Annotated in this window: 39 protein-coding genes and 2 tRNA genes; 20 read left to right on the top strand and 21 right to left on the bottom strand. The window is 62.0% G+C overall.

Going from position 1 to position 23,292, the window contains the following annotated elements; translation table 11 throughout:
• Positions 1-53: 53 nt before the first annotated feature.
• Positions 54-1,082, top strand: coding sequence for an AraC family transcriptional regulator (locus JQ572_RS26395; protein WP_211385751.1), 1,029 nt, complete (start codon positions 54-56; stop codon positions 1,080-1,082).
• Positions 1,083-1,099: 17 nt separating this feature from the next.
• Here JQ572_RS26395 and JQ572_RS26390 read toward each other — a convergent pair whose 3' ends face one another.
• Positions 1,100-1,591 carry an Lrp/AsnC family transcriptional regulator gene (locus JQ572_RS26390; RefSeq protein WP_211385750.1) on the bottom strand — a complete coding sequence of 164 codons (492 nt, stop codon included), beginning with the start codon at positions 1,589-1,591 and terminating at the stop codon, positions 1,100-1,102.
• A gap of 290 nt (positions 1,592-1,881) precedes the next feature.
• Positions 1,882-2,187: an ETC complex I subunit gene (locus JQ572_RS26385; protein ID WP_211385749.1), complete on the bottom strand. Its 306-nt coding sequence runs from the start codon at positions 2,185-2,187 to the stop codon at positions 1,882-1,884.
• Between the two features lie 254 nt (positions 2,188-2,441).
• On the opposite strand from JQ572_RS26385, the gene JQ572_RS26380 reads away from it, so the two are divergent.
• Both JQ572_RS26380 and JQ572_RS26375 read left to right on the top strand, forming a co-directional pair.
• On the top strand, positions 2,442-3,611 hold the full coding sequence (locus JQ572_RS26380; RefSeq protein WP_211385748.1) for an OpgC domain-containing protein: 1,170 nt from the start codon (positions 2,442-2,444) through the stop codon (positions 3,609-3,611).
• A 166-nt stretch (positions 3,612-3,777) separates the two neighbouring features.
• Positions 3,778-4,176, top strand: coding sequence for a translational machinery protein (locus tag JQ572_RS26375; RefSeq protein ID WP_211385747.1), 399 nt, complete (start codon positions 3,778-3,780; stop codon positions 4,174-4,176).
• Positions 4,177-4,198: 22 nt separating this feature from the next.
• Here the strand turns inward: JQ572_RS26375 and JQ572_RS26370 are convergent, their stop codons facing one another.
• Positions 4,199-4,390, bottom strand: a complete 192-nt coding sequence (locus JQ572_RS26370) for a hypothetical protein (protein ID WP_211385746.1) — start codon at positions 4,388-4,390, stop codon at positions 4,199-4,201.
• 310 nt (positions 4,391-4,700) lie between these two features.
• Here JQ572_RS26370 and JQ572_RS26365 point away from each other — a divergent pair, with 310 nt between their 5' ends.
• Complete coding sequence (locus tag JQ572_RS26365; protein WP_211385745.1) at positions 4,701-4,847, top strand: hypothetical protein; 147 nt, start codon at positions 4,701-4,703, stop codon at positions 4,845-4,847.
• A gap of 380 nt (positions 4,848-5,227) precedes the next feature.
• On the opposite strand, the gene JQ572_RS26360 is transcribed toward JQ572_RS26365, so the two are convergent.
• Positions 5,228-5,596, bottom strand: a complete 369-nt coding sequence (locus JQ572_RS26360; RefSeq protein WP_211385744.1) for a hypothetical protein — start codon at positions 5,594-5,596, stop codon at positions 5,228-5,230.
• Positions 5,597-5,922: 326 nt separating this feature from the next.
• On the opposite strand from JQ572_RS26360, the gene JQ572_RS26355 reads away from it, so the two are divergent.
• Positions 5,923-6,084 carry an RNA-binding protein gene (locus tag JQ572_RS26355; protein ID WP_249129338.1) on the top strand — a complete coding sequence of 54 codons (162 nt, stop codon included), beginning with the start codon at positions 5,923-5,925 and terminating at the stop codon, positions 6,082-6,084.
• Positions 6,085-6,118: 34 nt separating this feature from the next.
• Here the strand turns inward: JQ572_RS26355 and JQ572_RS26350 are convergent.
• The 4 genes from JQ572_RS26350 to JQ572_RS26335 all read right to left on the bottom strand — a co-directional run bounded on the left by JQ572_RS26350 (position 6,119) and on the right by JQ572_RS26335 (position 8,477).
• Positions 6,119-6,195: transfer RNA gene (locus JQ572_RS26350), tRNA-Pro, on the bottom strand.
• 94 nt (positions 6,196-6,289) lie between these two features.
• Positions 6,290-6,763: a DUF192 domain-containing protein gene (locus tag JQ572_RS26345; RefSeq protein WP_211385742.1), complete on the bottom strand. Its 474-nt coding sequence runs from the start codon at positions 6,761-6,763 to the stop codon at positions 6,290-6,292.
• Positions 6,764-6,876: 113 nt separating this feature from the next.
• Positions 6,877-7,506 (bottom strand): cold-shock protein, encoded by a 630-nt coding sequence (locus JQ572_RS26340; protein ID WP_211385741.1) that lies wholly within the window; start codon positions 7,504-7,506, stop codon positions 6,877-6,879.
• A 209-nt stretch (positions 7,507-7,715) separates the two neighbouring features.
• Positions 7,716-8,477 carry a Sir2 family NAD-dependent protein deacetylase gene (locus JQ572_RS26335; protein WP_211385740.1) on the bottom strand — a complete coding sequence of 254 codons (762 nt, stop codon included), beginning with the start codon at positions 8,475-8,477 and terminating at the stop codon, positions 7,716-7,718.
• Positions 8,478-8,732: 255 nt separating this feature from the next.
• Between JQ572_RS26335 and JQ572_RS26330 the strand changes: the two genes are divergently transcribed.
• The gene (locus JQ572_RS26330) at positions 8,733-8,897 is read left to right on the top strand and encodes a hypothetical protein (protein WP_007610153.1); all 165 of its coding nucleotides are present in this window, start codon (positions 8,733-8,735) and stop codon (positions 8,895-8,897) included.
• Between the two features lie 81 nt (positions 8,898-8,978).
• On the opposite strand, the gene JQ572_RS26325 is transcribed toward JQ572_RS26330, so the two are convergent.
• Positions 8,979-9,272, bottom strand: coding sequence for a hypothetical protein (locus JQ572_RS26325; protein ID WP_211385820.1), 294 nt, complete (start codon positions 9,270-9,272; stop codon positions 8,979-8,981).
• A gap of 285 nt (positions 9,273-9,557) precedes the next feature.
• Between JQ572_RS26325 and JQ572_RS26320 the strand changes: the two genes are divergently transcribed.
• Together JQ572_RS26320 and JQ572_RS26315 are read left to right on the top strand one after the other, a co-directional pair.
• Positions 9,558-9,788: a hypothetical protein gene (locus JQ572_RS26320; RefSeq protein ID WP_211385739.1), complete on the top strand. Its 231-nt coding sequence runs from the start codon at positions 9,558-9,560 to the stop codon at positions 9,786-9,788.
• 86 nt (positions 9,789-9,874) lie between these two features.
• Complete coding sequence (locus JQ572_RS26315; RefSeq protein WP_211385738.1) at positions 9,875-10,012, top strand: hypothetical protein; 138 nt, start codon at positions 9,875-9,877, stop codon at positions 10,010-10,012.
• A 97-nt stretch (positions 10,013-10,109) separates the two neighbouring features.
• Here the strand turns inward: JQ572_RS26315 and JQ572_RS26310 are convergent, their stop codons facing one another.
• Complete coding sequence (locus tag JQ572_RS26310) at positions 10,110-10,307, bottom strand: hypothetical protein (RefSeq protein WP_211385737.1); 198 nt, start codon at positions 10,305-10,307, stop codon at positions 10,110-10,112.
• A gap of 813 nt (positions 10,308-11,120) precedes the next feature.
• The gene (locus JQ572_RS26305; protein ID WP_211385736.1) at positions 11,121-11,276 is read right to left on the bottom strand and encodes a hypothetical protein; all 156 of its coding nucleotides are present in this window, start codon (positions 11,274-11,276) and stop codon (positions 11,121-11,123) included.
• Between the two features lie 383 nt (positions 11,277-11,659).
• On the opposite strand from JQ572_RS26305, the gene JQ572_RS26300 reads away from it, so the two are divergent.
• A complete protein-coding gene (locus JQ572_RS26300; RefSeq protein ID WP_211385735.1) occupies positions 11,660-11,878 on the top strand; it encodes a hypothetical protein in 219 nt (72 codons plus the stop codon).
• Positions 11,879-12,133: 255 nt separating this feature from the next.
• On the opposite strand, the gene JQ572_RS26295 is transcribed toward JQ572_RS26300, so the two are convergent.
• Entirely contained in the window at positions 12,134-12,322 is a 189-nt protein-coding gene (locus tag JQ572_RS26295) for a DUF2934 domain-containing protein (RefSeq protein ID WP_372703278.1), read from the bottom strand.
• 128 nt (positions 12,323-12,450) lie between these two features.
• Positions 12,451-12,747, bottom strand: a complete 297-nt coding sequence (locus JQ572_RS26290) for an HU family DNA-binding protein (RefSeq protein WP_007591377.1) — start codon at positions 12,745-12,747, stop codon at positions 12,451-12,453.
• Positions 12,748-13,196: 449 nt separating this feature from the next.
• Here JQ572_RS26290 and JQ572_RS26285 point away from each other — a divergent pair, with 449 nt between their 5' ends.
• From JQ572_RS26285 to JQ572_RS26275, 3 genes are all read left to right on the top strand, one after another.
• Entirely contained in the window at positions 13,197-13,367 is a 171-nt protein-coding gene (locus JQ572_RS26285) for a hypothetical protein (protein ID WP_256808108.1), read from the top strand.
• 154 nt (positions 13,368-13,521) lie between these two features.
• A complete protein-coding gene (locus tag JQ572_RS26280) occupies positions 13,522-13,824 on the top strand; it encodes a hypothetical protein (protein WP_211385733.1) in 303 nt (100 codons plus the stop codon).
• Between the two features lie 137 nt (positions 13,825-13,961).
• Positions 13,962-14,138, top strand: coding sequence for a hypothetical protein (locus tag JQ572_RS26275; protein ID WP_211385732.1), 177 nt, complete (start codon positions 13,962-13,964; stop codon positions 14,136-14,138).
• Positions 14,139-14,352: 214 nt separating this feature from the next.
• Here the strand turns inward: JQ572_RS26275 and JQ572_RS26270 are convergent, their stop codons facing one another.
• Complete coding sequence (locus JQ572_RS26270; protein WP_211385731.1) at positions 14,353-14,631, bottom strand: hypothetical protein; 279 nt, start codon at positions 14,629-14,631, stop codon at positions 14,353-14,355.
• A complete protein-coding gene (locus JQ572_RS26265; protein ID WP_211385730.1) occupies positions 14,631-14,831 on the bottom strand; it encodes a hypothetical protein in 201 nt (66 codons plus the stop codon). The genes JQ572_RS26270 and JQ572_RS26265 overlap by 1 nt, the downstream gene beginning before the upstream one ends.
• Before the next feature lie 1,070 nt (positions 14,832-15,901).
• On the opposite strand from JQ572_RS26265, the gene JQ572_RS26260 reads away from it, so the two are divergent.
• On the top strand, positions 15,902-16,354 hold the full coding sequence (locus JQ572_RS26260; protein WP_211385729.1) for a VOC family protein: 453 nt from the start codon (positions 15,902-15,904) through the stop codon (positions 16,352-16,354).
• Between the two features lie 288 nt (positions 16,355-16,642).
• Entirely contained in the window at positions 16,643-17,281 is a 639-nt protein-coding gene (locus tag JQ572_RS26255; protein ID WP_211385728.1) for a glutathione S-transferase family protein, read from the top strand.
• Between the two features lie 118 nt (positions 17,282-17,399).
• On the opposite strand, the gene JQ572_RS26250 is transcribed toward JQ572_RS26255, so the two are convergent.
• The 3 genes from JQ572_RS26250 to JQ572_RS26240 are packed head-to-tail and all read right to left on the bottom strand — an operon-like array spanning position 17,400 to position 18,130.
• On the bottom strand, positions 17,400-17,567 hold the full coding sequence (locus JQ572_RS26250; RefSeq protein WP_211385727.1) for a hypothetical protein: 168 nt from the start codon (positions 17,565-17,567) through the stop codon (positions 17,400-17,402).
• 5 nt (positions 17,568-17,572) lie between these two features.
• Positions 17,573-17,818 carry a hypothetical protein gene (locus tag JQ572_RS26245; protein ID WP_211385726.1) on the bottom strand — a complete coding sequence of 82 codons (246 nt, stop codon included), beginning with the start codon at positions 17,816-17,818 and terminating at the stop codon, positions 17,573-17,575.
• Between the two features lie 57 nt (positions 17,819-17,875).
• Complete coding sequence (locus tag JQ572_RS26240) at positions 17,876-18,130, bottom strand: PilZ domain-containing protein (RefSeq protein WP_211385725.1); 255 nt, start codon at positions 18,128-18,130, stop codon at positions 17,876-17,878.
• Between the two features lie 224 nt (positions 18,131-18,354).
• On the opposite strand from JQ572_RS26240, the gene JQ572_RS26235 reads away from it, so the two are divergent.
• From JQ572_RS26235 to JQ572_RS35550, 4 genes are all read left to right on the top strand, one after another.
• A tRNA-Glu gene (locus tag JQ572_RS26235) sits at positions 18,355-18,429 on the top strand.
• A 46-nt stretch (positions 18,430-18,475) separates the two neighbouring features.
• On the top strand, positions 18,476-18,661 hold the full coding sequence (locus JQ572_RS26230) for a hypothetical protein (RefSeq protein ID WP_211385724.1): 186 nt from the start codon (positions 18,476-18,478) through the stop codon (positions 18,659-18,661).
• A gap of 143 nt (positions 18,662-18,804) precedes the next feature.
• Positions 18,805-19,050, top strand: coding sequence for a hypothetical protein (locus JQ572_RS26225; RefSeq protein WP_211385723.1), 246 nt, complete (start codon positions 18,805-18,807; stop codon positions 19,048-19,050).
• Between the two features lie 27 nt (positions 19,051-19,077).
• Positions 19,078-19,434 carry a Rap1a/Tai family immunity protein gene (locus JQ572_RS35550; RefSeq protein ID WP_433996205.1) on the top strand — a complete coding sequence of 119 codons (357 nt, stop codon included), beginning with the start codon at positions 19,078-19,080 and terminating at the stop codon, positions 19,432-19,434.
• 335 nt (positions 19,435-19,769) lie between these two features.
• Here JQ572_RS35550 and JQ572_RS26215 read toward each other — a convergent pair whose 3' ends face one another.
• Positions 19,770-19,973, bottom strand: a complete 204-nt coding sequence (locus tag JQ572_RS26215; protein WP_211385721.1) for a hypothetical protein — start codon at positions 19,971-19,973, stop codon at positions 19,770-19,772.
• A gap of 887 nt (positions 19,974-20,860) precedes the next feature.
• Here JQ572_RS26215 and JQ572_RS26210 point away from each other — a divergent pair.
• Positions 20,861-21,040: a hypothetical protein gene (locus JQ572_RS26210; protein WP_211385720.1), complete on the top strand. Its 180-nt coding sequence runs from the start codon at positions 20,861-20,863 to the stop codon at positions 21,038-21,040.
• On the top strand, positions 21,040-21,330 hold the full coding sequence (locus JQ572_RS26205) for a hypothetical protein (protein ID WP_349643112.1): 291 nt from the start codon (positions 21,040-21,042) through the stop codon (positions 21,328-21,330). Before JQ572_RS26210 ends, JQ572_RS26205 begins: the two co-directional genes overlap by 1 nt.
• A 788-nt stretch (positions 21,331-22,118) precedes the next feature.
• Here JQ572_RS26205 and JQ572_RS26200 read toward each other — a convergent pair.
• Complete coding sequence (locus JQ572_RS26200; RefSeq protein WP_211385718.1) at positions 22,119-22,721, bottom strand: hypothetical protein; 603 nt, start codon at positions 22,719-22,721, stop codon at positions 22,119-22,121.
• Positions 22,718-23,233, bottom strand: a complete 516-nt coding sequence (locus JQ572_RS26195; RefSeq protein ID WP_211385717.1) for a hypothetical protein — start codon at positions 23,231-23,233, stop codon at positions 22,718-22,720. The genes JQ572_RS26200 and JQ572_RS26195 overlap by 4 nt, the downstream gene beginning before the upstream one ends.
• Between the last annotated feature and the right edge of the window lie 59 nt (positions 23,234-23,292).

The following is a 23,292-nucleotide window of genomic DNA, read 5'->3' as shown; positions in this document are numbered from 1 at the left end:
AAAAGGTTGCATTTTCCGCCAAACTTGGCGAGGATTTTCCCTGGGGAGTTTCGATGCCTTTTCAAGCCGCCACCGCAATCCCGCGCCGCGCCGTGACCCCCGCCGCCTTCGTGCGCGGCGTGGTTGCCGCCTATGAGCGATATGGCCGCGATCCCGCGGAGGCGCTGAGCCGGGGCCAGGTAACGCCAGACCTTGTCAATTCTCCGGATGGGCGGGTCACGGCGGCCCAGTTCGAGGCGCTGGCGGGCCATGCCATGCGCGAGCTCGACGACGAGGCGCTCGGCTGGTTCTCGCGCCGGCTGCCCTTCGGCACCTACGGCATGCTGTGCCGCGCCTCGATCACGGCGCCAACGCTGGAAGTCGCGCTCAGGCGCTGGTGCCGGCATCATCGCCTGCTGACGGAGGACGTGCTGCTCGATCTTTCGATCGACGAGGAAACCGCGGTCGTGTCGATCAGGGAGCTGCGCGACCTCGGGCCTCTACGCGAGTTCTGCCTGGTCACCCTGCTCCGCTACGTGCTCGGCTTCTCCTGCTGGGCGGTCGATTCCAGGATCGCGCTTCGCACGGCGGAATTCCCGCATGCCGAGCCCGGCCATGTCTCGGTCTATCCGACCATCTTTTGCAGGAACCTGAGCTTCGATGCGGACCGCGCCCGCATCGTCTTCGACAAGCATTATCTCTCGCTGCCGCTCACCCGCAGCGCGGCCGATCTCGACAACATGCTCAAGGGCGCGTTGCGGTTGACCGTGCTGCCCTACCGCCGCGACCGGCTGCTGGTCGAGCGCGTCCGCCGCGTGCTGCGCAATGCGCGCGGACGCAGCCTCGGCGCCGAGGACGTCGCGAGCGAGCTGGCCCTCTCCACCCGCACCATGCACCGGCGCCTGCGCGAGGAAGCGACATCGCTGCGCGGTCTCAAGGAGGAGGCAAAGTTCGAGCTCGCCAAACAGGAATTGATGCGCGGCCGCACCCCGATCAAGCGGATCGCGGAGATCGCCGGCTTCCGCAACGAAAAGAGCTTTTCCCGCGCCTTCCGCACCTGGACCGGCACCTCGCCGAGCGAGTTTCGCGGCAGGTATCGGTGAGGCGAGCGAGCGCGCCGCTATCCTGCCGACGCCGCCATGATGCCCTGCAACGGCAGCGGCACATCTTTCGCCACCCCCAGCACAGGGAAGCTGCGAACGTTCTTGACGTTCGGCATCGCGGCGAAATGCAGCAGCTGCTGGCGCATGCTCTCGACGCTCGGCGCCACGCATTTCAGGAGGTAGTCGGTGTCGCCCGAAATCCGCCAGCACTGCTGGATGCGCGGGATCGCTGCGATCGAGTTCTCGAACGCCTCCAGCACCGGCTGGGCCTGGCTGCCGAGCTGGATCGAGACGAACGACACCACCTCATAGCCGAGCAGCCGCTCGTCGATGACCGCGCGCACCGCCCGGATCACGCCGCGGCTGAACAGCGATTTCAGCCGCCGCACGCAGTTGGGCCCGGACACACCGACGCGAAGCGCCAGCTCGTTGTTGCGAACCCGCCCGTCCTGCTGAAGCTCGGAGAGTATCTTCAGATCGACACCGTCGAGCTGGTCACGCCCCGCCATAGCCCACCTCGTCATAGCCCTTGAGGGCGGGCAGCGAAGCACGCGGCGGAATTCGTGCCAACCACCTTGGGCGCGCACAGGGCTGGAATAGCGGGGCCGGGCCCTCAGGATAAGGTCGCGTTGCGCAGCGAGATTTCTGACCCTCATGGTGAGGAGCCCGCCAAAGCGGGCGTCTCGAACCATGCAGGCCGCGCTGGTCCGTCAACCTTTCGCTGTCAGGAGCACCGCTCCCAAAACGCGAATACCCGGGACAAGCCCGGGCATGACGTGCCGACAGAATGTGCCGCCCCTCAATGCGTCCAGGGCTCGCCGCGACGGAACGAGAAATTGTCGGCATAGGCGGCCGGGCGTCGCACCGATTCCTGCGGCTCGATCACCTGGTAGGCGATGCCCTTGCGTTCGCAATAGGCGACAGCCTCGTCCTTGCTGTGGAAGCGCAGCGTGATCTGCTGCTTCATGTCGCCGGACGAGGTCCAGCCCATCAGCGGCTCGACCGCACGCGGCTGCTCGGGCTCGTAGTCGAGCTGCCATTCCTTGGTCTTGGACCGGCCGGATTGCATCGCGTTCTTGGCGGGCTTGAAAATGCGTGCGGTCATGGTCGTCCGGGCCTCTTCGTCTTTTCGTTCGATTTCGATGCGTCACGGTGGCAGTTGGTGGAAACCGCGGGCATAGTATAGAGACGCCTTTCAGGAACTGTTCAGTGATTCCGGCTCCCGGGCGCCCTGCTTATGGGTATAGTCATTATGCTGCACCGTGACAATTGCGTACCCGCCTTCCGCGCCGGGATCCCGCCCGGCGGACCTGCCTCGCCGACATCAGCGTATCCGTCCCCTCCGAAAGCTTCCGTCGCATGTCCTTCCTGAACATCAACGCCACGCTCCCGGAAAAGGGCCGTGACCTCAGGCTCGACCTGTTTCGCGGCGTCGCAAACTGGGCGATCTTCCTCGACCATATCCCGGACAACGTGGTGAACTGGATCACCACCCGCAATTACGGCTTTTCCGACGCCGCCGACCTGTTCGTCTTCATCTCCGGCTACACCGCCACCTTCGTCTATGCGCGGATGATGCTGGAGCGCGGCTTTCTCGTCGGCGCCACGAGGCTGACCAAGCGGGTCTGGCAGCTCTATGTCGCCCACATCATCCTGTTCGTGATCTACATCGCCTCGATCAGCTATCTGGCGCTGCGCTTCGGCGATTCCGAGATGATCAACGAGTTCAATGTCGCCGGCCTCGTCGACAACGCCACCGAGACGCTGCGCCAGGGCCTGTTCCTGCGCTTCAAGCCGCTCAATCTCGACGTGCTGCCGCTCTACATCGTGCTGATGGGCCTGTTTCCGCCGGTGCTGTGGTTCATGCTGCGCAAGCCCGATTTAACGATGGCGCTGTCGATCGTGCTGTGGCTCTCTGCGCGCCACTTCGGCTGGAATCTGAACGCCTACCCGGCCGGCCAGTGGTACTTCAATCCGTATTGCTGGCAGGTGCTGTTCGTGTTCGGCGCCTGGTGCGCCATGGGCGGTGCGCAGCGGTCAGGGGCGGTGATCAACTCGCCGATCACGCTGTGGCTTTGCCTTGGCTATCTCGCCTTCGCGCTGCTCATGACCATGGCCGGCCGCTTCCCGACCCTCGGCGGCATGTTCCCGGAATGGCTGTTCTCGGCCTTCAACCCGAACGACAAGACCAACCTGGCGCCCTACCGCTTCATCCACTTCGTCGTGATCGTGATCCTGGTGATCCGCTTCCTGCCCAAGGATTGGCCGGGCCTGGAGTGGAGGATATTCGATCCGGTGATCGTGTGCGGCCAGCAGTCGCTCGCCGTGTTCTGCGTCGGCGTGTTCCTGTCCTTCGTCGGGCATTTCGAGCTGTCGATGAGCTCGGGCTCGCTGTTCGCGCAGATCTTCGTCAGCGTCGCCGGCATCGCGATCATGACGACGGTGGCCTATTACATCTCGTGGTCGAAGAAGCAGGACAAGCCGCTGAAACCGCCGCCGCCCAAGCCGGTTGCCGCGAAGGCCGCCTGAACCGGGAACGTCCGGGCGTGCCGTTTCGATGCCCCTGTCGGTTCGGCCGTTCATCCGAGATCGGGTTGACCTGCGTCAACCAAAGCCGGCACCGGCCGACCTAGTGTTGCTGCGACTCGTATCGCCGCACCGATGTCGGCGGCTTCCTCGGACAAGGCCAAAGCACATGCCCTCTCATTTTCACGCCGTGGTGTGGATCGACCACTCGCAAGCCCGGATCTTCCATCTCGGCCTGAGCGGCTCCGACGAAATCACGCTGCATCCGCAACTGGCGACGCGTCATCTCCATCACAAGGCCAATGTGACCGGCAGCGGCCATGCCGCACCCGACAAGACGTTCTACGCTGATGTGACCAAAGCCCTCGCCGATGCCGGCGAAGTCCTGATCATCGGCCCGGCGAGCGCGAAGACCGAACTTGCCAGTCACATTCGCGCCCATGCTCCCGATGTCGCCAAGCGGATTGCCGCAGTGGAAGCGGCCGATCATCCCTCCGACAACGAAATCATCGCCTACGCGAAACGTCACTTCAAAGTGCCGCTGCCGCGCGTGCAGGCACCAACCTGAAAGCGGGATGACGATCTTTCCTTCAGGCGGCTTCGCTGTCGTACTCGGTAAACTTCTTGTAGATCCAGTCGCGGCCGTCGTGGCGGCGCCAGACCTTGCCGACCACGAGCTGCCCGTTGATCGAGCGGCGCGGCACGATCACGGTCCAGAGGTGCCAGATCTCGGTCCAGCTCGACTGCTGGCCGACGGTTCGGACGTTGCGATCGAAAGACATGATGCAGAACTCACAAGATACGAGCGCCGCGACGAACCGTGATCTCGTGTGAGCACAGATTTCAGGCAGCCCATCGCGAGCCGGAACGATCTGATAGCAGCCGCCAAAGCGGCCGCAACAACCGCTCGCCCTTAACCTAACCGATCAACCTTACTTGTTGTGGCCGAGCGGCGAGACCGGTTGTAAGCCGGCGCCAATTTTTCTACACTGGATGCACGATTTGAGAATGAGCGCGCCGTTTTGAGGGCGCGCGGTGATTTTTTAGCCGACACGAATTTTTGAAAAATATTGACGGGCTGGGGCGACCACAATGTATTTGCAATGTGCATGTCTGCGCCTGGCGCTGCGATCGACCCCGCATGCGCCGCTCGCAAAGACGCCGCCGAAGGCCGCCAACGACAATCAATTGGTCTGGCCGTTCCTGCCGTTTCCATTCGGCTGGTACGCCACGAACTGATTGCCGGAGCATGATCGGATCTGATTGCATCGGAGCCGAAGCACTGGATTTTTGGCTTGAAGCGTCTTGTCGACGCGAACCGCTCTTCGCCTCGCTTGAAAAGCGCAACGCCGCGCAAGCGTAATATCATCGCTTGGCGGCGTCCGTTTAGGCATTGGGCGCTGAAATCCCCAACACTCATTTGTCTATGGCGACGCCCAAAGGTTCGATGAAGTTTTCGAATTCTGCGCCGGCCGCTCCGCCCCAATGCCTTGAAAAATCGCGCAGAAGTAGCGCTGTGCAGAGGATGAGCGTCGACGCTTTGGAAGCTTCGGGCATCGGTTTGCCGGAGTTCCTGGAAGCGCAGCAAGCCGCGTGCCCTGGCCGGCGCTCAGCTTCGCTCAGACGTCCGTGTTTGCGCCGGAGCTGGCGCTGGACGCAGCCTGGGCGCTGGCGCCGATCGTGCCCTGGGCGTTGTAGGTCTGCCCCGCCTGCTGATCCTGACTGCCTTGCGCGCTGGTCGAGGTCTGGACCTCGGTCGTGCCGTCCGAATAGGTGATCGTCGTGGTGGTGATGCCGGCTACGGTGGTGGAGACCTCGCTGACGATGCTCTTGGCCGAGCCGCCACCGCCTCCCGATCCCGAGCTTCCGCTCGCCGATTGCGCGGACGACCTCGCCGATGTCGATGAAGCCGCGGTGGACGTCGTCGCCGCGGTCGACGGGGCCGTCGTCACCGACGCACTGGTTGAAGCAATGGCACTGACCGACATCGAGACCTCGCTCGGGGGAAACACGGGCGCAGCGCGATGGCGCGCCTTGTCCTCTTTCAACGCAGCGGGCCCGCCAGGCAGGCGCAGGAGACGCGAAAAATTCCTTTGCTGCGCATTTCCGGCCGACCCGCCGGCAACCTTTTACTGCGCAGCGTGTTGCAGCTTTTTCCCACCTGTCCGTGCATCCGAAGGCATGCTCCATCAACGCATGCGCGCCTGCAGGGACAGCCAACCGTCTCACGTCCGTGTGAGCTGGAGCGCGGCCAGTGAATTTTAGCGAATGCGCAGAGACCAACGAAGAGCAGGCCGCAAGGCAGGGGGACGCTGTGAGCCAGATTGATACGACCGAGAAACTCTCCGAGGTGCCGGACGCCGGAAGCTCGCTGTTCGCACTCTGCGGGCTCGGCGTCGCCGGGATCGTCATGCTGGGCTGGATCTGCGCCCTCGCCTGGGTCGCCTGGCGCCTCGCCGGTTGGCTGTGGTTCTGAGGCGTCCCAAAGGCCCGAAGCATCAGGTCGGGACTGGTCGGGGCAGCTGGATTCGAACCAACGACCTGCAGTACCCAAAACTGCCGCGCTACCAGGCTGCGCTATACCCCGAATGTCCGGCGAGCCCCGTCGATACACGCTTCCCAAAGCGCCAGCAAGCTTCCTAAACGCGCCAGCAAGGCTCGCAGCGCCCTCGCCGCCGGCCCTATTTGCCGCCGAATAGCGGGTGGCCGACGCGGTCGCCGACGCGGATGCCGTATTTCTGCGCCGTCCCCGCCACCACCTCCAGCACGGCCCGCGCGGGCCCCCGGGACGAGATGATCTTGGTCGACAACGGCTCGGTGCTTTCGGCGATGCGCAGGATGCGGCCGTCGGCGCGGATGAAGATCATGTCGAGCGAGACATAGGTGTTCTTCATCCACATCGACACTTCCTGCTCGGGATTGAAGTCGAACAGCATGCCTTTGCCGTCCGCCAGTTCCTTGCGGTACATCAGGCCGGTCTGCTTCTCCTCCTCCGTCGTCGCCATCTCGACCGAGAACACCTGCACACCGTTCCTGGTGACGATCTCGAGCGGCTGGAAGCTGGCGGCGCCGGCGACGGCCGTGCCGGCGATGACCAGGATGACGGCAAGCCAGCCCTTCGCAATGGCGAAGGCGGCCTTTCGATCGAAATTCATGGATAGCTCTCGAGGCGTGGGACTGACCAGTCCATACGTGGCGGTCGCCGGAAAAGCCAGAGGCGCGCCGGCCGGCCAGCGCGCCTCTGCTCACGATTGCGGGAATTGGCGAGCTAGTGGGAGGAAACCGGCGATCCCGTCTCGGGATGGATCTCGGCCGCCATCATGCCCTTGGAGCCGGGCCCGAAGCGGACCAGGACATACTGGCCAGGCCGCAGTTCGGTCATGCCGAAGCGGCGCAGCGTCTCCATGTGCACGAAGATGTCGGGTGTCCCCTCGCCGCAGGTCAGGAAGCCGAAACCGCGCAGCCGGTTGAACCATTTCACCTGGGCCCGCTCCAGCCCGCTGGTCGCGGTGACCGTGACATGGGTGCGCGGCGGCAGCATCTGCGCCGGATGGATCGCGGTCGATTCGTCCATCGAGACCACCCGGAAGGCCTGGTAGCCCTTGGCGCGCTGGATGCACTCGACGACGATGCGGGCGCCCTCGTAGGCGGTCTGGAAGCCGTCGCGCCTAAGCACGGTAACGTGCAGGAGGACGTCCGGCCAGCCATTGTCCGGAACGATGAAGCCGTAACCCTTCGAGGCGTCGAACCATTTGATGACGCCGTGAACCTCGACGAGGTTGGCGCTGCCCTCGCCAAGCCCGGTGAAGGGACTGAGCGCGCTGTCGCGACCACCGCCATGATCGCCCACCGCGGGAACTCCGACCTTCTTGGACTCAAATCCGTCCGACGACCCCATAACCCCGGACCCCACACATTCCATGCAACCCGCCTGAATGGCGGCGTCGAATCACGCGTCTTTGGAGAATCTTGAGAATGTCTTCCCAACTCGACGCGACGCGAATCTTTCGACTCAAAAGATAACACTCCCGGTTGCGAGGCATAGATAAAAAAGAGATTCGCCGGAACCTATGAACAGCTTGCACAGCCGCGAATCAAATTGATGCCTCAATTTCCGACAAAGGGCCCGAGCGTTTCGCCAATGTCGTGGCGGATCACGAGGTCGGCGATGTCGTCCTGCTCGGTCGGCTCGCGGTTGATGATCACCAGACGTGCACCTGAGTTCTTCGCCATCATCGGAAAGCCCGCCGCCGGCCATACCACCAGCGAGGAACCGATCGCGATGAAGAGGTCGCAGGCCTGCGACAGCGCGGTCGCACGCAGCATTTCATCCTCGGGCATCATCTGGCCGAACGAGATCGTCGCGGTCTTCACCGGCTCGTCGCACGCGGTACAGTTGGGCGCAGCACCCTCATCGTCGAAACGGCGCTTGACCCAGTCGAGCGGATAGCCCTGCCCGCATCCGATGCAGCGCGCATGAGTGGTGTTGCCGTGGAGCTCGATCACGTGGTCGCCCGCAATGCCCGAAGCCTGGTGCAGATTGTCGATGTTCTGGGTGATGATGCCGGGAACCTTGCCGGCGCGGTAGAGCGAAGCCAGCGCGCGATGGCCGCGTCCGGGCCTCGCCGCCGCAAACACCTCCTCCATCGCGAAGCGCCGGCGCCAGGATTCGTCGCGTGCTGACTGGCTGGCGACGAATTCGTCGAACGGGATCGGGCGGTTGCGTGTCCAAATTCCGCCGGGCGAGCGGAAGTCGGGGATGCCGCATTCGGTCGAGATACCGGCGCCGGTGAACGGCACGATCCGTTTCGCTTCGGCGATCATGTCGCCGAGCCGTTCAACGCCGCTGCGAAGATCCGAAGCAATCAACGCGGCCTCCCGATGTGTTCGTGCGCTAGCTGCAATGCGCGCAAGTGACAAGATTGTTGACGCTCTTATCCACCGCGGCGCAAGACGTGGTCGGCAATTTTTTCCGACCTTCGCTTATCACAATCCTGCAATGCCGCCTCCCCATTGACGCCCCAATCAGAAGCGCCAATGCATGTGTTGACGCGACTCAACGTGATTGCGGCGGCAGTGCTTGAGTTCAGCAGTGCACATACTCACGTGTAGAGGGGATTTGACATGACCGAAGACGAACAACGCAAGATCCGCGAACGCGAAGAGATCGCCGCCCGTGTCGCCGCCTTTCGTGCCACGCAGGAAAAATTCAAGCGCGAGCGCGACGAGTATTTCGTCTCGACGCTCGACAATGCGCGCAAGGTGGAGCGGCCCTCGCTCTGGCCGTAATCCACCGGGATCAATACGCGTGAAAAAAGCCCGGAGCGTTGCTCCGGGCTTTTCATTTGTTCCGCCGTTACTCTTCGGCCGTTACCAGTGACGGTAATAGTGGTGGCGGCGATAGTACGGTCCGTCGCCGTAATAGGCGTACGGGCCGGGGCCGTAAGCGTAGGCGGGACGGCCGTAATAGCCGTATCCCGGGCCGTAGCCATAGCCATAAGGATGGGACGCTGCAACCGCGCCCGCGGTGATCGCGCCGGCGGCGAGGCCGAACGCAAGGCCCGGACCGATGCCGCGACCGCGCGCCTCGGCCGGCGCAGGGGCCGCAACCGCGGTCACGCCGACGGCTGCAACGGTAGCCAGAACTGCCAGTGTCTTCTTCATCATGAAACTCTCCTCCTTCGCATCTCGCAGGGACAACGCGCCCTGACTGCGATGGTTGCGCGGCCCGGAACCCGGGCCGTCGAAAAAATGTCGAAACACGGGGAACGAAAGCGCGTTCGGCAAATTGCATCTTCAAGTGCGGAAGCCTCCGCCATCCGGTTGAGGCAACAGCACGAAGACCCCGTCAGCATCTCCGCGGTGCTGGCGGGGTTTTTGGTTTCACGGTGAAGCAATGGCAGCCGCCGACCATTGCTGCCAGATGGGGCCGATGCCGAGGAGGAGACATTGCCGATATCCGCGTTGCTGGCCCGTATCCGCAGGCTCGTTCCAAAATCGCGCGACCAACATTACGACGAGATCGTCCGCAATTTCGGTGTCGGCGCGTTGCGGCCGCCGCCGATGCCGATGAGCGACGGCGAACTGGCGCGGGCCATCGCCGAGTTCCTGAAAGAGCAGCCGTCCAGCAAATCCGTCGCCACCCTGGGCCGGAAGCTCGACCCCTCATCTCCGCTTTAGGCGGCCTTTGGAGGCGCCCTTGCGTCGTTCGGGGAACGTGCGCAGCCGGCGCGCGTTGAGCTTGCCATCACGACAAGAGGCGCGACATGCCCGTTTGGCTCGAAATTTTGGTCAATCTGTCCGGCTATGCCGGCTTCGTCGCGCTCGCGACCCACGGCACCGCGTGCTGCGAGACCTCCGCAGACAATCGTATCCACAATCGCATTCACGGCGACGAACGCTAGAGCACGATCCGGAAAAGTGCGAAGCGGTTTTCCGAAAAGATCATGCTCAAACAAGAACCTCAAGCGCGATGACGATTCATCCCAATCTCATCACGCTTTAATTTGCGTGCGGCGCCTGGCCTGCCGTGCGCACCAGCCTGTCGGCCTTGACCGCGACGCGGGTGTCCTCGAGCTGCGGCCGCAGCGAAAAGCTGATCACCACGAAAGCGAGACAGAACAGCGTGCCGACGACGGCGACGCGCCGGTAGGTGTGGCGGTGACCCTGATAAAACGACGGTTCTGAAAAAGGTGTCATGAAAGCTGTCTTGAAAGTTTTCTTGGCAAATTGTCTTCTTGGCAAAATCGTTTAGTCTCTTGCCAGACACACCTATCCCAACCCGCGCCAGGTGCAACGCGATTGGGCTTTTAACCTAACCGAATAGGGTTATCGGCTTCCCGGCAAGCTTCCGTTAGGAGCTGGGCAAGGCGTCGCAGATCCTCACGCGAGCCGCAGCAACGTCGCGCCGAAGGTCGGTGGCCGCCATCGGCCGGGTTTGTTCCAGCTTCGCCTGCATTTCGTTCTCAAAGAACGAATCGGAATCCAGGAAATCGGCCCGACGCAACGCTTAACAATTCGTTCGCCTGCAAACGAATGCTGCCGGCGAACGCCGCAAAGCACCTGGCGTCGCGACAAACCGGCGATTACTCCGTGTCGCTGGGCCGCGGTGATGGCTGCGGCACTTGCGGCACCGACGGTCTGGCTTTGCGAAGGCGCGGATGCCTGTCGTACCAGAACACTTTTGCGATCTCGACGAGAAACCAGCACGGATCCATCTCGCTCTCCGTTCTTGCTCTTCAAGTCCCGCTTGCCTGGCCTCATTGCGTAACGAGGACGAGAGGACGGGACCGTGCGAAGCATCACGGTGCAGGTTTGGAGCAAGCGTCCCGCATCGAGACAGAAGCCACGGCTTGTTCTGCATCCGACTCCATTTCGTTCGCGAAGAACGAATCGGAGTCGAAAAATCAGCGGAGCGTGATTCCTAACGATCGGTGAAAGCGCGGCGCCGCGTCCCTGCTATCTGGACTGCGACACGCTTGCCGATTGCCGTCGAGATCCAGCGAGGCCCGATCACGCCGCCTGTTTCGCCGCCGTATCCTTCTCCGAAAAATCCTTCTCCGAAAAGCATTCGAGGATCTGGATGCGCAGCTCTTCGGCGGCGGGGCCTTCGACCTTCCTGAGTTGATTCCAGAGCCTGATGACTTCGCGTTGTTTCTCGACGGTCATGGTCACCTCCACAAGAGATGACCAGACTAGAACAAAATGGGAACAAAAAGTCCAGTCCCTCCTGCGAAAATCCACCGGCGCATCACCGCGGCGCTTTTCGATGCCGGGAATTTCAGCGCCCGGTCACATGGCCGCCCCACCTGGCGCACATGCTCAGTCCCGGCGATGCGGTTGCTTTTTGGATTTTCAACCTTAAGTTCGGGGTACCGCTGGCGGCCAGGCGCTGAAATCCCAACGCTGCCAGCTGGAAGAGCCCCGTGCGCAAGCGCGGGGTTTTTCTTTTTCGCGGTCTTGCCTGCTGCGAACGTCGGCCGCCTAAGCGAGCGCGCATTTGCGGGAACGCACCGCCGCCCTGCCCGTTACTTCCTCCGGAGCGAGGGACCGTGGCCAAAAAATACTACGCCGTCGAGGTGGTGCGTCAGATCGAGGAGACCGTGGAGATCATGGTCGAAGCGCCGGACGAGGCCACTGCACATGATGCCGCGCTCGCACATTTGAAAGCGCGCGGCTCCGAATATCAGTGGCTCAATCCCAAATGCGATTTCGTCGTCTGGCGCGAACGCCAGGTCGACCCGCCCGCGATCATCGACGTGTCGGTGTAGCCGGAGCAGCGGCGGGAACGAACTCTTCCGTCTTGCGTTGTCCGGCCGAATGAAGTGGTGCCGGCGGCTGTGCGACGCGGCCGATCGGCTTGAAGAACCCCGCGGTCAAAGCGGGGTTTTTCTTTTGCGGGTCTTCTTGGAGGCGCGGCCGGGTTTTCCGTGGCTTGTGCCGGGGCGTCGTGACGACGTTCGGCATTGCGATCGCCGAGCACCATCCCTTCTTCAGCTGCTGAAGCGATGGCAGGGGGGCGGTTGCTACGGGGTCGTCAGACCGGCAGATTGTCGGTCATCCCCGGCGGCACCTCGGCCCCGCTCGGTCCGCTCGGCGAGAAGCTCCTTCTCGGCCTGGTACCAGAAAGTGTCCATCCGCCCCGGGGGCTCACCGGCTGCAGTCCAGAGGTGATAGGCGCGGTTGCGGATGTCCTCTTCGCTTAAATCGGCCATGTGCTTTCTCCCTTTCGGAAGCAAAGCCTACAACGCCCGGGAGTTCCCTGTCCCCCCTCTTCAGCATCGGCCGGCACTCGCTGCGGCGCTTCCCGCAAGGAAGCCGCCGCAACGAAAACGCTGGCGGCTTAGACGGAGTCCTTGGCCACCTTGAGCGGCGAGGCCTTCACCGACTTGCTCGCCGGCTTCGCCGCGAACTGCATCGGCTCCTTGGTGAAGGGATTGACGCCCATGCGGGCTTCGGTCGCAGGCTTGTTCACCACCGACATCTTCACGAAGCCGGGAATGACGAACTCGCCGGACTCGTTGAGCTCCTTGTAGCCGACCGTCGCCATGTACTCGATCACCGACTTCACGTCGTTCTTCGACAGCTGCGTGCCTTCGGCAATAGCATCGATCAATTGGGTCTTCGTCATCTTCGCCATGTCTGAATTCCTTTGAATTGGTGCGCGCGAGCATGCTCCGCTGAGGACGCGGCCGGACCGCGGAGGCGCGCTTCTGATTCATGCCAACTGTCATGAAGTGCGGGGCTTAGAACCCATCGAGGCCTAAAACGCAAGCAGGGGTTATGCGGGGGAGCCGGAGGATCGTCCGAAAAAGGCCTCTTCTTGGGCCGTTTTCTTGTTGAACTCCTGGGCCGTTTTCCTGTTGAACCATTTTCGCTCTGGGGCGTCTAACTCTTTGAAGTCCCCAAGCTTCACCCCATCAGAGAGCCCCGCTTTCCCCAGGCGGGGCTTTCGCCTTTGCCGGGGCCGGCGGCACGTCCGATCAGGCGTGACAAAAGGTCAGTGCCGGGCCGCCTGGATAAGGACCACCACAAGGCGGTTCTCTTTTCACGCCATCTCCCCCATAATGCAGCATGGCAAAAACAAAAGTGACCTTCAAAACCGTCCGGATCGCAGACGGCGAGTGGAAAATCGTGGCGGATTATCCGGACAGCGAAGCACGCGAAATCAAGGGCTTCACCAGCAAGGCAGATGCCGACGACTGGATCAACGGCGACCGCAAGATCGCTTGGCTCCGCTCCCAGGGCTACGCCAAGTGAATCGCGTCAAGTGAATCGCGCCGAGTGACCCGTTGATCCCGCCCAAGTGACTCACCTCGTCGTGAAACTTGTGGCTCGGCCTCCCATTGTTGAGACTTCAGTAACCCAACGCCGCCAAGCTCTCTTCAGTATCGTTGCGTTGGAGTACCTGACAGTGCTGGATTTTGACGAGCTGCGTGAACTCGCGGCCGATGTTCGGGTTTTCGTCGACATCGCCGAAGACAAGGCCGAAGCGCTTCGCGCCGTCATCGCGGCTTACGACGTCGTGCTGGCGATCTTCCCGGCCAACGAAGGCATGGGCCTCCACGTCATCAAGGGCCGCGAGATCCTGGACAGGATTGCAGGATCGCGGACCCATGTGATGTACAGCCACACGGCCATCGCGGTTCCCGATCTCGAGCATGCGGAAGTGCTCAAGATGCTGACGGCCCCCGTCGAGCAACGGATTGCAGCGTAGATTGCAGACGGCGCCCTGATCGCCCGCGCCGCTTCCCGCAAGCCGGCGTGGTCATCTTGCGCGTGCATCACAAAGACGGTCACGCAGGAACGGTCAGTTTTGACGCGCGTTGACAATCTCCAGCGAAGGAGAATGTCATGAGCGTTGAAGGTAAGGCGAAGGAAGCGGCCGGCTACGTCAAGGAAGAGCTGTACGAGCACGGCAAGTCCCCCGACAGCCAGAAGAAGGCCCAGGAGGGTCGCGACCTCAGGAACGAAGGCCGCGTCGAAGACGGCAAGCCGCCGAAGACGACGAAGCCCGGCACCGGTCACTAACCAGATTCTTGAAAACCGCCCCTGGCCATGCCAGGGGCGTTTTTTCACCTCGGCATGGCGGCGTTTTGAATCTGTCGTCAGCAGGGTCGCAGGCAACACCGGGCGATGCGACGGTGCCGAAGCTGACCAGCGCTTCATGCCGCCTCAACATGGGCTGTATCTCCGCCTCGCTTGTCCGATTGGCTTCATGAGCGCCAAGAGGAAGCCGCGCGTCTCAAGTATTTGACTTGGCGAGCCGCCTCCAAGCGCTGAAAGCGATGAGAATGGCGAAAGCACAAAGACCATAAGTGAACGCATTCACGACCCAGCAAATGGCAATCCCGGCGAAGGCGGAGCCCCCGGCCGCCCCCCAGAACAAATACGCTGCGGAAATGCCAGGCCACTCCCACGACAGCAAAGCAAAGTCAGTGAGCGGCTCCAGGGCAAGCAGCACAGCCGAGATGAGCGCCCCGATGGCCAATGCGATGATGAGGTTTGCCTTCAGGGAGAGCATCAGAAACCCAGCAGCTCGGCGAAGACAGGAATGAGCAAATAGGCGGCGAGCCCGAGAAGACCGCCCACGACGAACCTCGCTGTGCGGCCATGGATCTTCGTATCGAGCCACGAGCATACGAGCAACGCAGCCCGTCTCAGGCCCTCACCGACGAGACTTCCGGCGAGGTAAAACAGAAATTCTGCGAAGACAGCGGCCATGGCGTTTAGTCGCCACACCTCCGGCGGGGTTCAATTGGGCTAAGGACCGCTAAGGACCACGAACTGCGGGATCACCGTTGACGGTGCACTCAATTCCCTCGCCATCACCACCCTATTAGCTCTGGGACTTGGTCAACGCATCGCGGACACCGTCAATTGAGTGCACTGTCACCGTAGTGCCGTCCGCTTCGCGGACCTCAGACCCTACGCCGCCACGTCATGATAATGGCGAGCACTACCACCAAAACAATGAGGGCTGCGATCGCCCAATTCCCTTCCGCGTTCGCACTCAGCAACCAGAAGTGCACCGACAGTTTATCCGACATGGCCAAGCTTCTCCGTCACGCGGAGCGGGTTTCTCCGCGCGCTATGCGATTGACAGAAAGCCTGGGTGGAGCGAGAACCTACGTTGTCAGGCGGAGAGTCCTTTGGGATTCCCCACCCAGGCGCTGGCCGATGCTTCCAACATCGACCGGCGCCATTTTTATCTGTGACTCGTACGCCCGGACAGCGGCGTTTCGGATTTCGCCTCGGTTATCCCCCTTATTCCCTGGGGAATATTGCAGGTCTTTTGTGGATAACTCAGAAAGCTCAAAGGACAGAATGTCCTAAGCTGTGGGTGGATTTTCACCCGATACAATCTTCGCACTCAAATCTGTTGACAATCAACATAGTCACCACAACGACCATCGCAATCATCACCACCACGAGCACCATTAAGCTGCAAACGCTCCGACAAATAACCAGCAGCATTCGCCAACGCCGCCGATGGTAGGTATTCGGCCGTCGATGAGCGGCTCGGTATTTATTGGACGCCGTCCTTCGGACCTTAGACCCCACGCCACCCGCCCTATGGGCGTCAAAGAGGCTTAGGGCTAAAGACAGTGGCGATGGAGAGAACGTAGATCGGGCTAGATGCTGCGGTACCCCACGCCAAGAACAAACGAAGGTGAAGCAGCACGTAATCCGCACGTATGGTAGTGCCCCGCCGCGGATTTTACTGCTATTTTGCGCTACCTAGTGCCACCAAGGGCGCAAAGTCCTGGAACGCTCTCAAGGAGATAAAAACCATGCGATACCTCCACACCATGCTGCGCGTGCGCAACCTCGATGTTGCGATGAAATTCTATGTTGATGCGTTCGGGCTGAAGGAGGTGCGGCGGATCGAGAACGACAAGGGGCGGTTCACGCTCGTCTTCCTGTGCTCGTCGGACGATCTCGAGGCGCTGAAGAAGCAGCCGCAGACACGCGGCGCGCCGCTGGTCGAGCTTACCTACAATTGGGACGAGGAGACCTATGGCGAGGACCGCTTCTTCGGCCATCTCGCCTATGAGGTCGACGACATCTACGCCACCTGCGACAAGCTAATGAAGGCCGGCGTCACCATCAACCGGCCGCCGCGCGACGGCAACATGGCCTTCGTCCGCTCGCCCGATCTGCACTCGATCGAGATCCTGCAGAAGGGCGAGCCGAAGCCGCCGCAGGAGCCGTGGTCGTCGATGCCCAATACCGGCCACTGGTAGGGCCTTTTCCGCAGGAACCAGCCTCCGTCCCGGGCGTTCTCTCTTCGACAATGTGATTGGAGGAGGACGCAATGGGACGAGGACTGTTGTTGTGGATGCTGGGCGTGCCGATCCCGGTGATCCTTCTGCTGTGGCTGTTCTTCGGCCACTGAGCACCAGGTTCAACCTGCAAGGAAAGCTCTGCCCATGGCGGAGCTTTTTGCATGAGGGGCTGGCCGCAATCGCGGTCGTCCGGCACAGCAAATTCCGCTATCACCCGCACAACCGAAACGCCGCGGGAGGGGCTTCATGCCGGACACCAAGCTGACGATCTGGGGCCGCGCCAATTCGGTCAACGTGCACAAGGTGCTGTGGTGCCTCGCCGAGCTCAGCCTGCCCTATGAGCGCATCGATGCCGGCATGAGCTTTGGCAAGACCCGCGAGGCCGACTATCTCGCGATGAATCCCAATGCGCGGATCCCGACCCTGGTCGAGGGCGATTTCGTGCTGTGGGAATCCAACTCCATCATGCGCTATCTCTGCCTCGCGCATGGAAGCGGCACGCCGATCTATCCCGAGGCAGCGAAGCTGCGCGCTTCGGTCGACCGCTGGCTCGACTGGACGCTGTCGACGGTGCAGCCGGTCGACCGCCCGGTGTTCTGGGGCATCGTGCGCACGCCGCCCGCCGAGCGCGACATGATCCAGGTGCAGCGCGATGCCGATGCCGCCGCCGAGGTCTGGGCGATTGCCGACCGCCTGCTCTCGTCGCGCCGCTTCATGGACGGCGATGCGTTCACGCTGGCCGACATCGCGATCGGCGCCTATGCGCGGCGCTGGCTCGGCGTCGAAGGCATCACCCGCCCGGCCCAGCCGCATCTGACGCGCTGGCTCGCCGAGCTCGGCAAACGGCCCGGTTTTGCCGAGCATGTCGCGCCGCCGATGTCGTGAGCCGGAGGCGCGGCGCAAGCGCCGGTCACGCCTCGGTGAATCGCCATTCCGCCGCGCCCTCGCTGCGTCTTGACGGCTACTGTGCATGGGGTTGTTTTCGCAGTTTTTGTTGGAGGCCCTAGCGCCAGCCGCGCTCGACCAGCAGCACGCAGACGATCAGCACCAGCGTCACGGCGGCGGTGGCGAGCTTCGCCGTTCGGCTCAAGCCGCGGCCGACCCACCAGAGCAGCGCGCAATACATCACGACGGGGACGATGATGTCGGGCCGCATCAGATCCGGCGGCATCGGGGTCAGCGCCCGACCGTGGTCCCGGCGCTGATCGAGCCGCCGATCTCCACGCAGGTGCCGGTGCCCTCGACCATGACGAAGCGCGGCCCGTAGGCGGCGCAGGCGCCCGCTTTCGCCGTCCCGCCCGCGCCCTTCAGCGGCAGCGCCTTGCCCGCCTGTGGCCGCTCCGCATGCGGCAGGCGCAAGGGCTCGGCAGCGGCCGCAGAATTGGCGAGCAACGAGACGAGCATGAGAAGCGGCGCACGCATGCGCCCCGTTCTAGCCCGGACAGGCGCCACGCGCCATCGGGCGCGTCGTTGCGGCAATCAGATGAACTTGACGCCGGCCGACTTGCCGCGGCGCCAGACCACCTGGCAGCTCCGCCCGGTCCGCGCATCGCGCGCGAACGCCATCCGGATCACGCCCGGGAGCTGGCTTGCATCCTCGTCCAGCGTGATCTTGGCGCCGGTGGCGGAGATGTCCTGAACCAGGCAATGCCGTGCCGCGAATCCGCCGGCGAGCGTGATCCAGGCGTGCTGCGACAGCGACTTGCGGGCCGCGCGCTTCTTGGGCTGTGGCATAGGCTCAAATTCTCCCCGTCCAGCGCTAGCGCAGGGAACCTAAGAAACCGTTGAATTCGCCACCGAATAATCCCGGGCCGGAGGCTATCCACCGGCCCCAAAAGACGGTCCCGAACGGCTTGCCCAAGGCCCCAAAGGCCACTATACACTCGCCCACTGCAAGCCCCCGGGCCCTGTTCGGGCGGCCAGCGGCCGTGCCGCGACAAGCGGCGGGGCCTGCGTTTGCTCCCTTCGTCTATCGGTTAGGACGCCACCCTTTCACGGTGGAGAGAGCGGTTCGATTCCGCTAGGGAGCGCCATCAAAATCAATCACTTAGCGCCCTTCTCCGCTGCCGTGTCCAACACATGGCCAATAAACGCGTGTGGACTCGAAGCCGGCGGCAGCAGGCCGAGATGCGGGAGTTGGAGCGGCTTTGCCTGGAGTGGGCGGACGACGCGGATCTCGTTCTCGCGCGCGAGGGATTGAGCGCGCTGGCGGCGAACTACCGCGCCGCGGCGGACGCGATCGCGAGCTCGGCGATGTCGTGCTGATGTCGCCCCATGGCGGCCGATCAGACTCCCGCCCGCGGGCAACCGTCAAGAGCAGTAGTTAACCGGATACATTGCCACTGGACTCCCCTATCGCGCCATGGTTGCGTGAATAGTCTTGTAAAACTTTTTGGGGAGAGATTTGAATGAAGCATTTGATTTTCGTCGCGGCTCTTTCACTGTTCGCAACCGCTGCCCAGGCGCAATATCTCAGCGGCACCGGTTCGAACCCAAGCACGCACACGTCGTCGGGCTACACCAACACCCACGGCACTTACGTGCAGCCCTATGTGGCAACCAATCCGAACAGCACTCAGCGGGACAACTTCTCAGCCACGGGCAACGTCAACCCCTCCACCGGATCAGCCGGCACGCACCGTCCACGGTATTAGCCACAGGCCTCAAGCGCCACGCAGCGCATGAATGCGACGCACATGTTGCGCGCTGGAATCGTCCTCATACTCGGAACGATGGCTTGCGCGCAACCTGCGTTCGGTCAGCAGACTTCAATTGACCTTCAGATGAAGTGCAGCGGCAAGCAGTCGAACGTCGGCGAGCTTATTTGCCAGATCTACTTCTTGGCCTTCACGGAAAGTCTGTTGGCTGCGCAGGCCGCTCAGCAGAATGGCATTTGCTTTCCACCCGGTGCGAGTGCGAACCAGGCTCGCGCCGTGGGCGAACGATATATGGCGACGCATCCGGAAAAATTGCATCAGTACGCGTCGATCCTAATCCTTGATGCTCTCACGGAAGCATTTCCGTGTGTGAGAAAATGAGCGTGGACCGAGCCGCCACCTTTCCACACCCACAATGCGCAGTAGCCCGCGCGCGTTCCGGGGCTCCAGCCCTTATGCGGTAGCCTCGTCCCGATCTTCCTCTGCGGCAGCAATCGCCAAACGATGCCACTCCACGGCCGCTTCTCCCCATTCCATCATTGAGCGGGGGTTAGAAGCTTTATGTGATCTTTCTTCGCAGAGACGGGCATAGCAACGAAACAGTTCAAACCTTGCGAGCATGACCGAGCATGTACTCGCAAACTAATTGTAGTGTTTGATTCAGCTCAACTGTGGGCACAGGAAGGCCTGCTTATTCTTATAGTTTAGGCCGCAAATCAGGTAGTGGTATTCTTCCCGGCATTGGACACCGCTTCGATCAGCACCGGGCACTTTTCGTATTCCTTAGCATCGCCGGCAACTGTACCGCGAAGCTCCCAGCATTCACCGCCGTCAAAGAACCACTTGGTGGTGCCAATGGCGACGATCACTTTGCATTTGGGGCACCGCAGTTGCATTTGCCAAATATGCACCTGGAGCAAGTCTGTTTCCAGTCATAATCCCAGCCAGAACCGGGTAAGAAGGGCTGACAAAAAGGGTCTTCAAAAAGGGCCCGCCGTCGGGCCGTTCGATTCACACCCACGCGCAGTATCTCGCGAGTGCCTGGACCTACTAGGAATCGATAATTTGCAAGGTACTTAGGATGCCGCTTCGATGGTGGCATGCCCCGCCCTGTCCGCCACACGCCCACACAAGCCGACGGTCGACCGCTCAAGATCACCTTCGGCGCGATGCGCGAAATGGGTCTCCGGAGGGTGCTGGTCTATTGCTCCGACTATCGGTGCGGCCACTCCATAGCCCTCAGCGCCGATCGCTGGCCCGATGATGCGACTGTCGGATATTGAGCCCGGTTTGTTTGTTCGGCCTGCGGCAGGCGCGGAGCGGAGGTGCGGCCCGACTTCAACTAGAACGCCAGTGGGCTATCGAACCGCAAGGGGACCGGCAGTCTGCTTCCTAACAGCCCCCTCCTCTTTCGTCACCGCGTCCAATCTTTCCAACTGACCGGCAACCCCAGCAAGGCTCCTGGCGATGTTTCTCAATAGGAAGGCTCGGTCTTCGGAAATGTGGGGATTTGAACAAAGGGCTTTGTAGTAATTTGCGAGTTCCTTGCATCTGGCGGTCGTAATCATGCGTACTCCATTAAATCAATGACCGGCACTAATTTAATGTCGCGACGTGTTTCCTGGTTCCTAGCACTTAGCCACTTAAAGGATGGCCCCAGCCGTGGGGGGCGCCAAGGGGCGTGGGGCCGGGGCCGCTGGAGGTGCTCGGACCTTGGGTGATCCGGCGCTAGGAAAATTCGGGAATCAGCTCTGTTCGCTTCCGCACCTTGGCTATACAGTTCCCCTTAGGGAACGGAGTAGCTGCAATGATAGACATGCAGACTCAGTTGGAAAAGCTCCGTACAGACGCGGCCGAGTGTGCCCTCATCCGCGACCTGGCGACCGACCCGAAGAAACGAGAGCTGTTCACGAGGCTAGCCGATCACCTGTCGGTTCTCGCCACAGAAGTTGAACGCGCAATCGCGGACAGTGCGCGCACCGGATGATGACGGGCTGGCGGCGACCTTTCGGGGATCCGGTCAGGATTGGCGAACGCGCTCTGGTGACGCTGCTCGACGCCGGCGAGTATATCGCTGCGCTGCCCAAGAAAGAGCACAGCGCGCCCGAATGGCAGGCCGCAATGGAGGCGCTGATCCTAGTGGCGGAAGGCGGCGGCCCGACGATGTTGGCGCGGATCGGCATCGTGCGCGCTCTGAATCGGCATCACGTCCCAGAATTCAACCCGAGGGGCAAAGAGCCGCACTGGGGCCGGCGCAAGCTGAAGCGGGACCAATGAAAGAGGCCGCCAACTAGGCGGCCTTAGTCCTTGTCCTCGGTCCACGTGCGTTCGCCGCACCGGCACTCGAACATGCGGACGGTGAGGCCGCGTGTAGGGTCCATCATACGGTGCGCGAGCTTGGGTTGAGCCCCGCATTTGCATCGCCGATCTTCGCGGGTTCTAGAGCCAGAAAATTTGTCGCCGCTGAAATAATTCATCGTACTCACCTGCCAGAGGTGAGTACATAAGTTCCAAAGTGAACATTTGTTCCAAGGGCCTGGTTCATCTTGCGTCGGAGTTTCCTGATAAACTCTCGCAGTTCCTCGGCGTACTCCTCCATAAGCCGCAGCGCTTCTTGCCCCCTTGAGGGCTTAGCTTCCTTCTCGCCGTTCTGTTCGTTGGGCTTCGTCATTAGAGCCAGCGTCTCAAAACGCCGCGTCGGTTGCCTTGAGCCAAATCAAACTAGTCCACTGAGGTCGTAAAGAGGCCAACGCTGGAGGAAGCAGCCAGCCGCTTGGCGCAACGGGAAAAGCCGCAGCGCGGTTCCAGCCCCACTGCGGCCCATCCCGGGCAACTTGAAATTGATTGCTGCTTAAATCTCGCCGGTGTTCTCACAGTAGAACACCCCGTTCCGAATAAGGACTCCGTATAACTACTAGAGTCCGATGTTCCATTCGTTGTCATTAACGGCCGAACATGGCACAGCTCGCTCTTCCAGCCCCCAATGCTCCCGGCTGCCGATCCAATTGCGGATCAGGGCGGTGGGGAGTGCTAGGCCCGCCAGATGACCGGCGGGCCTTTTGCTGTCACCGTCTCAGTCGCCGTCGGTGCGTCATCAGTCGCTGCCGGTCGCGCTTCCTGTCATTCGGCGCCGGCGCTTCATACCGATGCCTCCTCGCGCTTGCGGCGCCTAGGATGAGCGGCCAAAAACTCGATTCCCGCTGGATCGCGCTTTCGATCTGGTCGTCCGTGACGTCTGTGTATTTGTGCTGGCCGGCTGCCAGCACCTTTTGCTTCCATGTGACGTCGGCTGCTCGCCAAGCTGGGGTCAGCAGCTGTTTCGCAAGCGCGGACCTGAAGGTCCGGACCAACAATATCCAACCGTCCCTATCGTAGTCCTGCTCTTCCAGCGCGCCCTTAGGAAAGGCTTCCCATCGGCTTGCGCTCTCGATCGCGCTGTGCAGCTTCATCCGGGCAGACCAATACCGCGTCCGCGCCTCGGCTGCATACCAAGCGTCGCGGCGCTGATGCCGCAAACGCGTGTTTTTGGCGGTCTCGGTCTGCGGCGGCTCTTGCTGCCAGCGCAATTGTTGTCGCATCAGCTTGGGCGGCATCTCGACTTCGGCCACGATTTGGGGAGGCAGCACGCGCGAGGCTCGCATCGCCGACAAGTCAATGATGTTGCTCATGCCGCCGCTCCGCTTTGCTCGAGCGCCGCGGCAAGGCAGGTGCAAAGCCTTTGGGCGGCCTTCTTGCCATCACCATCTTCCAGCCCTGGAGGCATCTGCCATTCTTCCAACGTCGAAATGTATTTCAGCAAGGCCGCCACGCCGGCAATCGTTGTCGGCCGGTAGCTGAAAAGGAGGTCCATTTGCTCAAACAGCGCGGAACACGTCCGTGCGGTTTCCGCCTCAGTTTCCCAAAGGTCGGGATCGTCCTGCTCCAAAGGGGCCCGCCTATCCACGGCGACAGTGTATTCGGAGGAAAGCACGTTATAGCGCTCGATCGCCGCGAAGACGGGATCGGCAGCCGCCCCGATCGCAGGGGCCGGCAGGGGCAGCGCAGGGCCGAGCGCGGCGCTACCAACGGCCACGCCAGCGGCTTGCAGGAGGAATCGCCGCCGTTGGTCAGCCAGCCCGCTCAACGGACGTACAGACGTGTTTAGGGGTGGCGTGCTATGCACGCTGTTAGCTTCGGTCATCTTGAATACCCTTCTGTGATCGAGGTTAGAGCCGAGCGGAATTGCAACTTCCGTTTCGG

The organism is Bradyrhizobium sp. SZCCT0153 (assembly GCF_018129995.1).
In the GTDB taxonomy this organism is placed as follows: domain Bacteria; phylum Pseudomonadota; class Alphaproteobacteria; order Rhizobiales; family Xanthobacteraceae; genus Bradyrhizobium; species Bradyrhizobium japonicum_G.
This window is presented reverse-complemented; position numbering and strand designations above follow the sequence as displayed.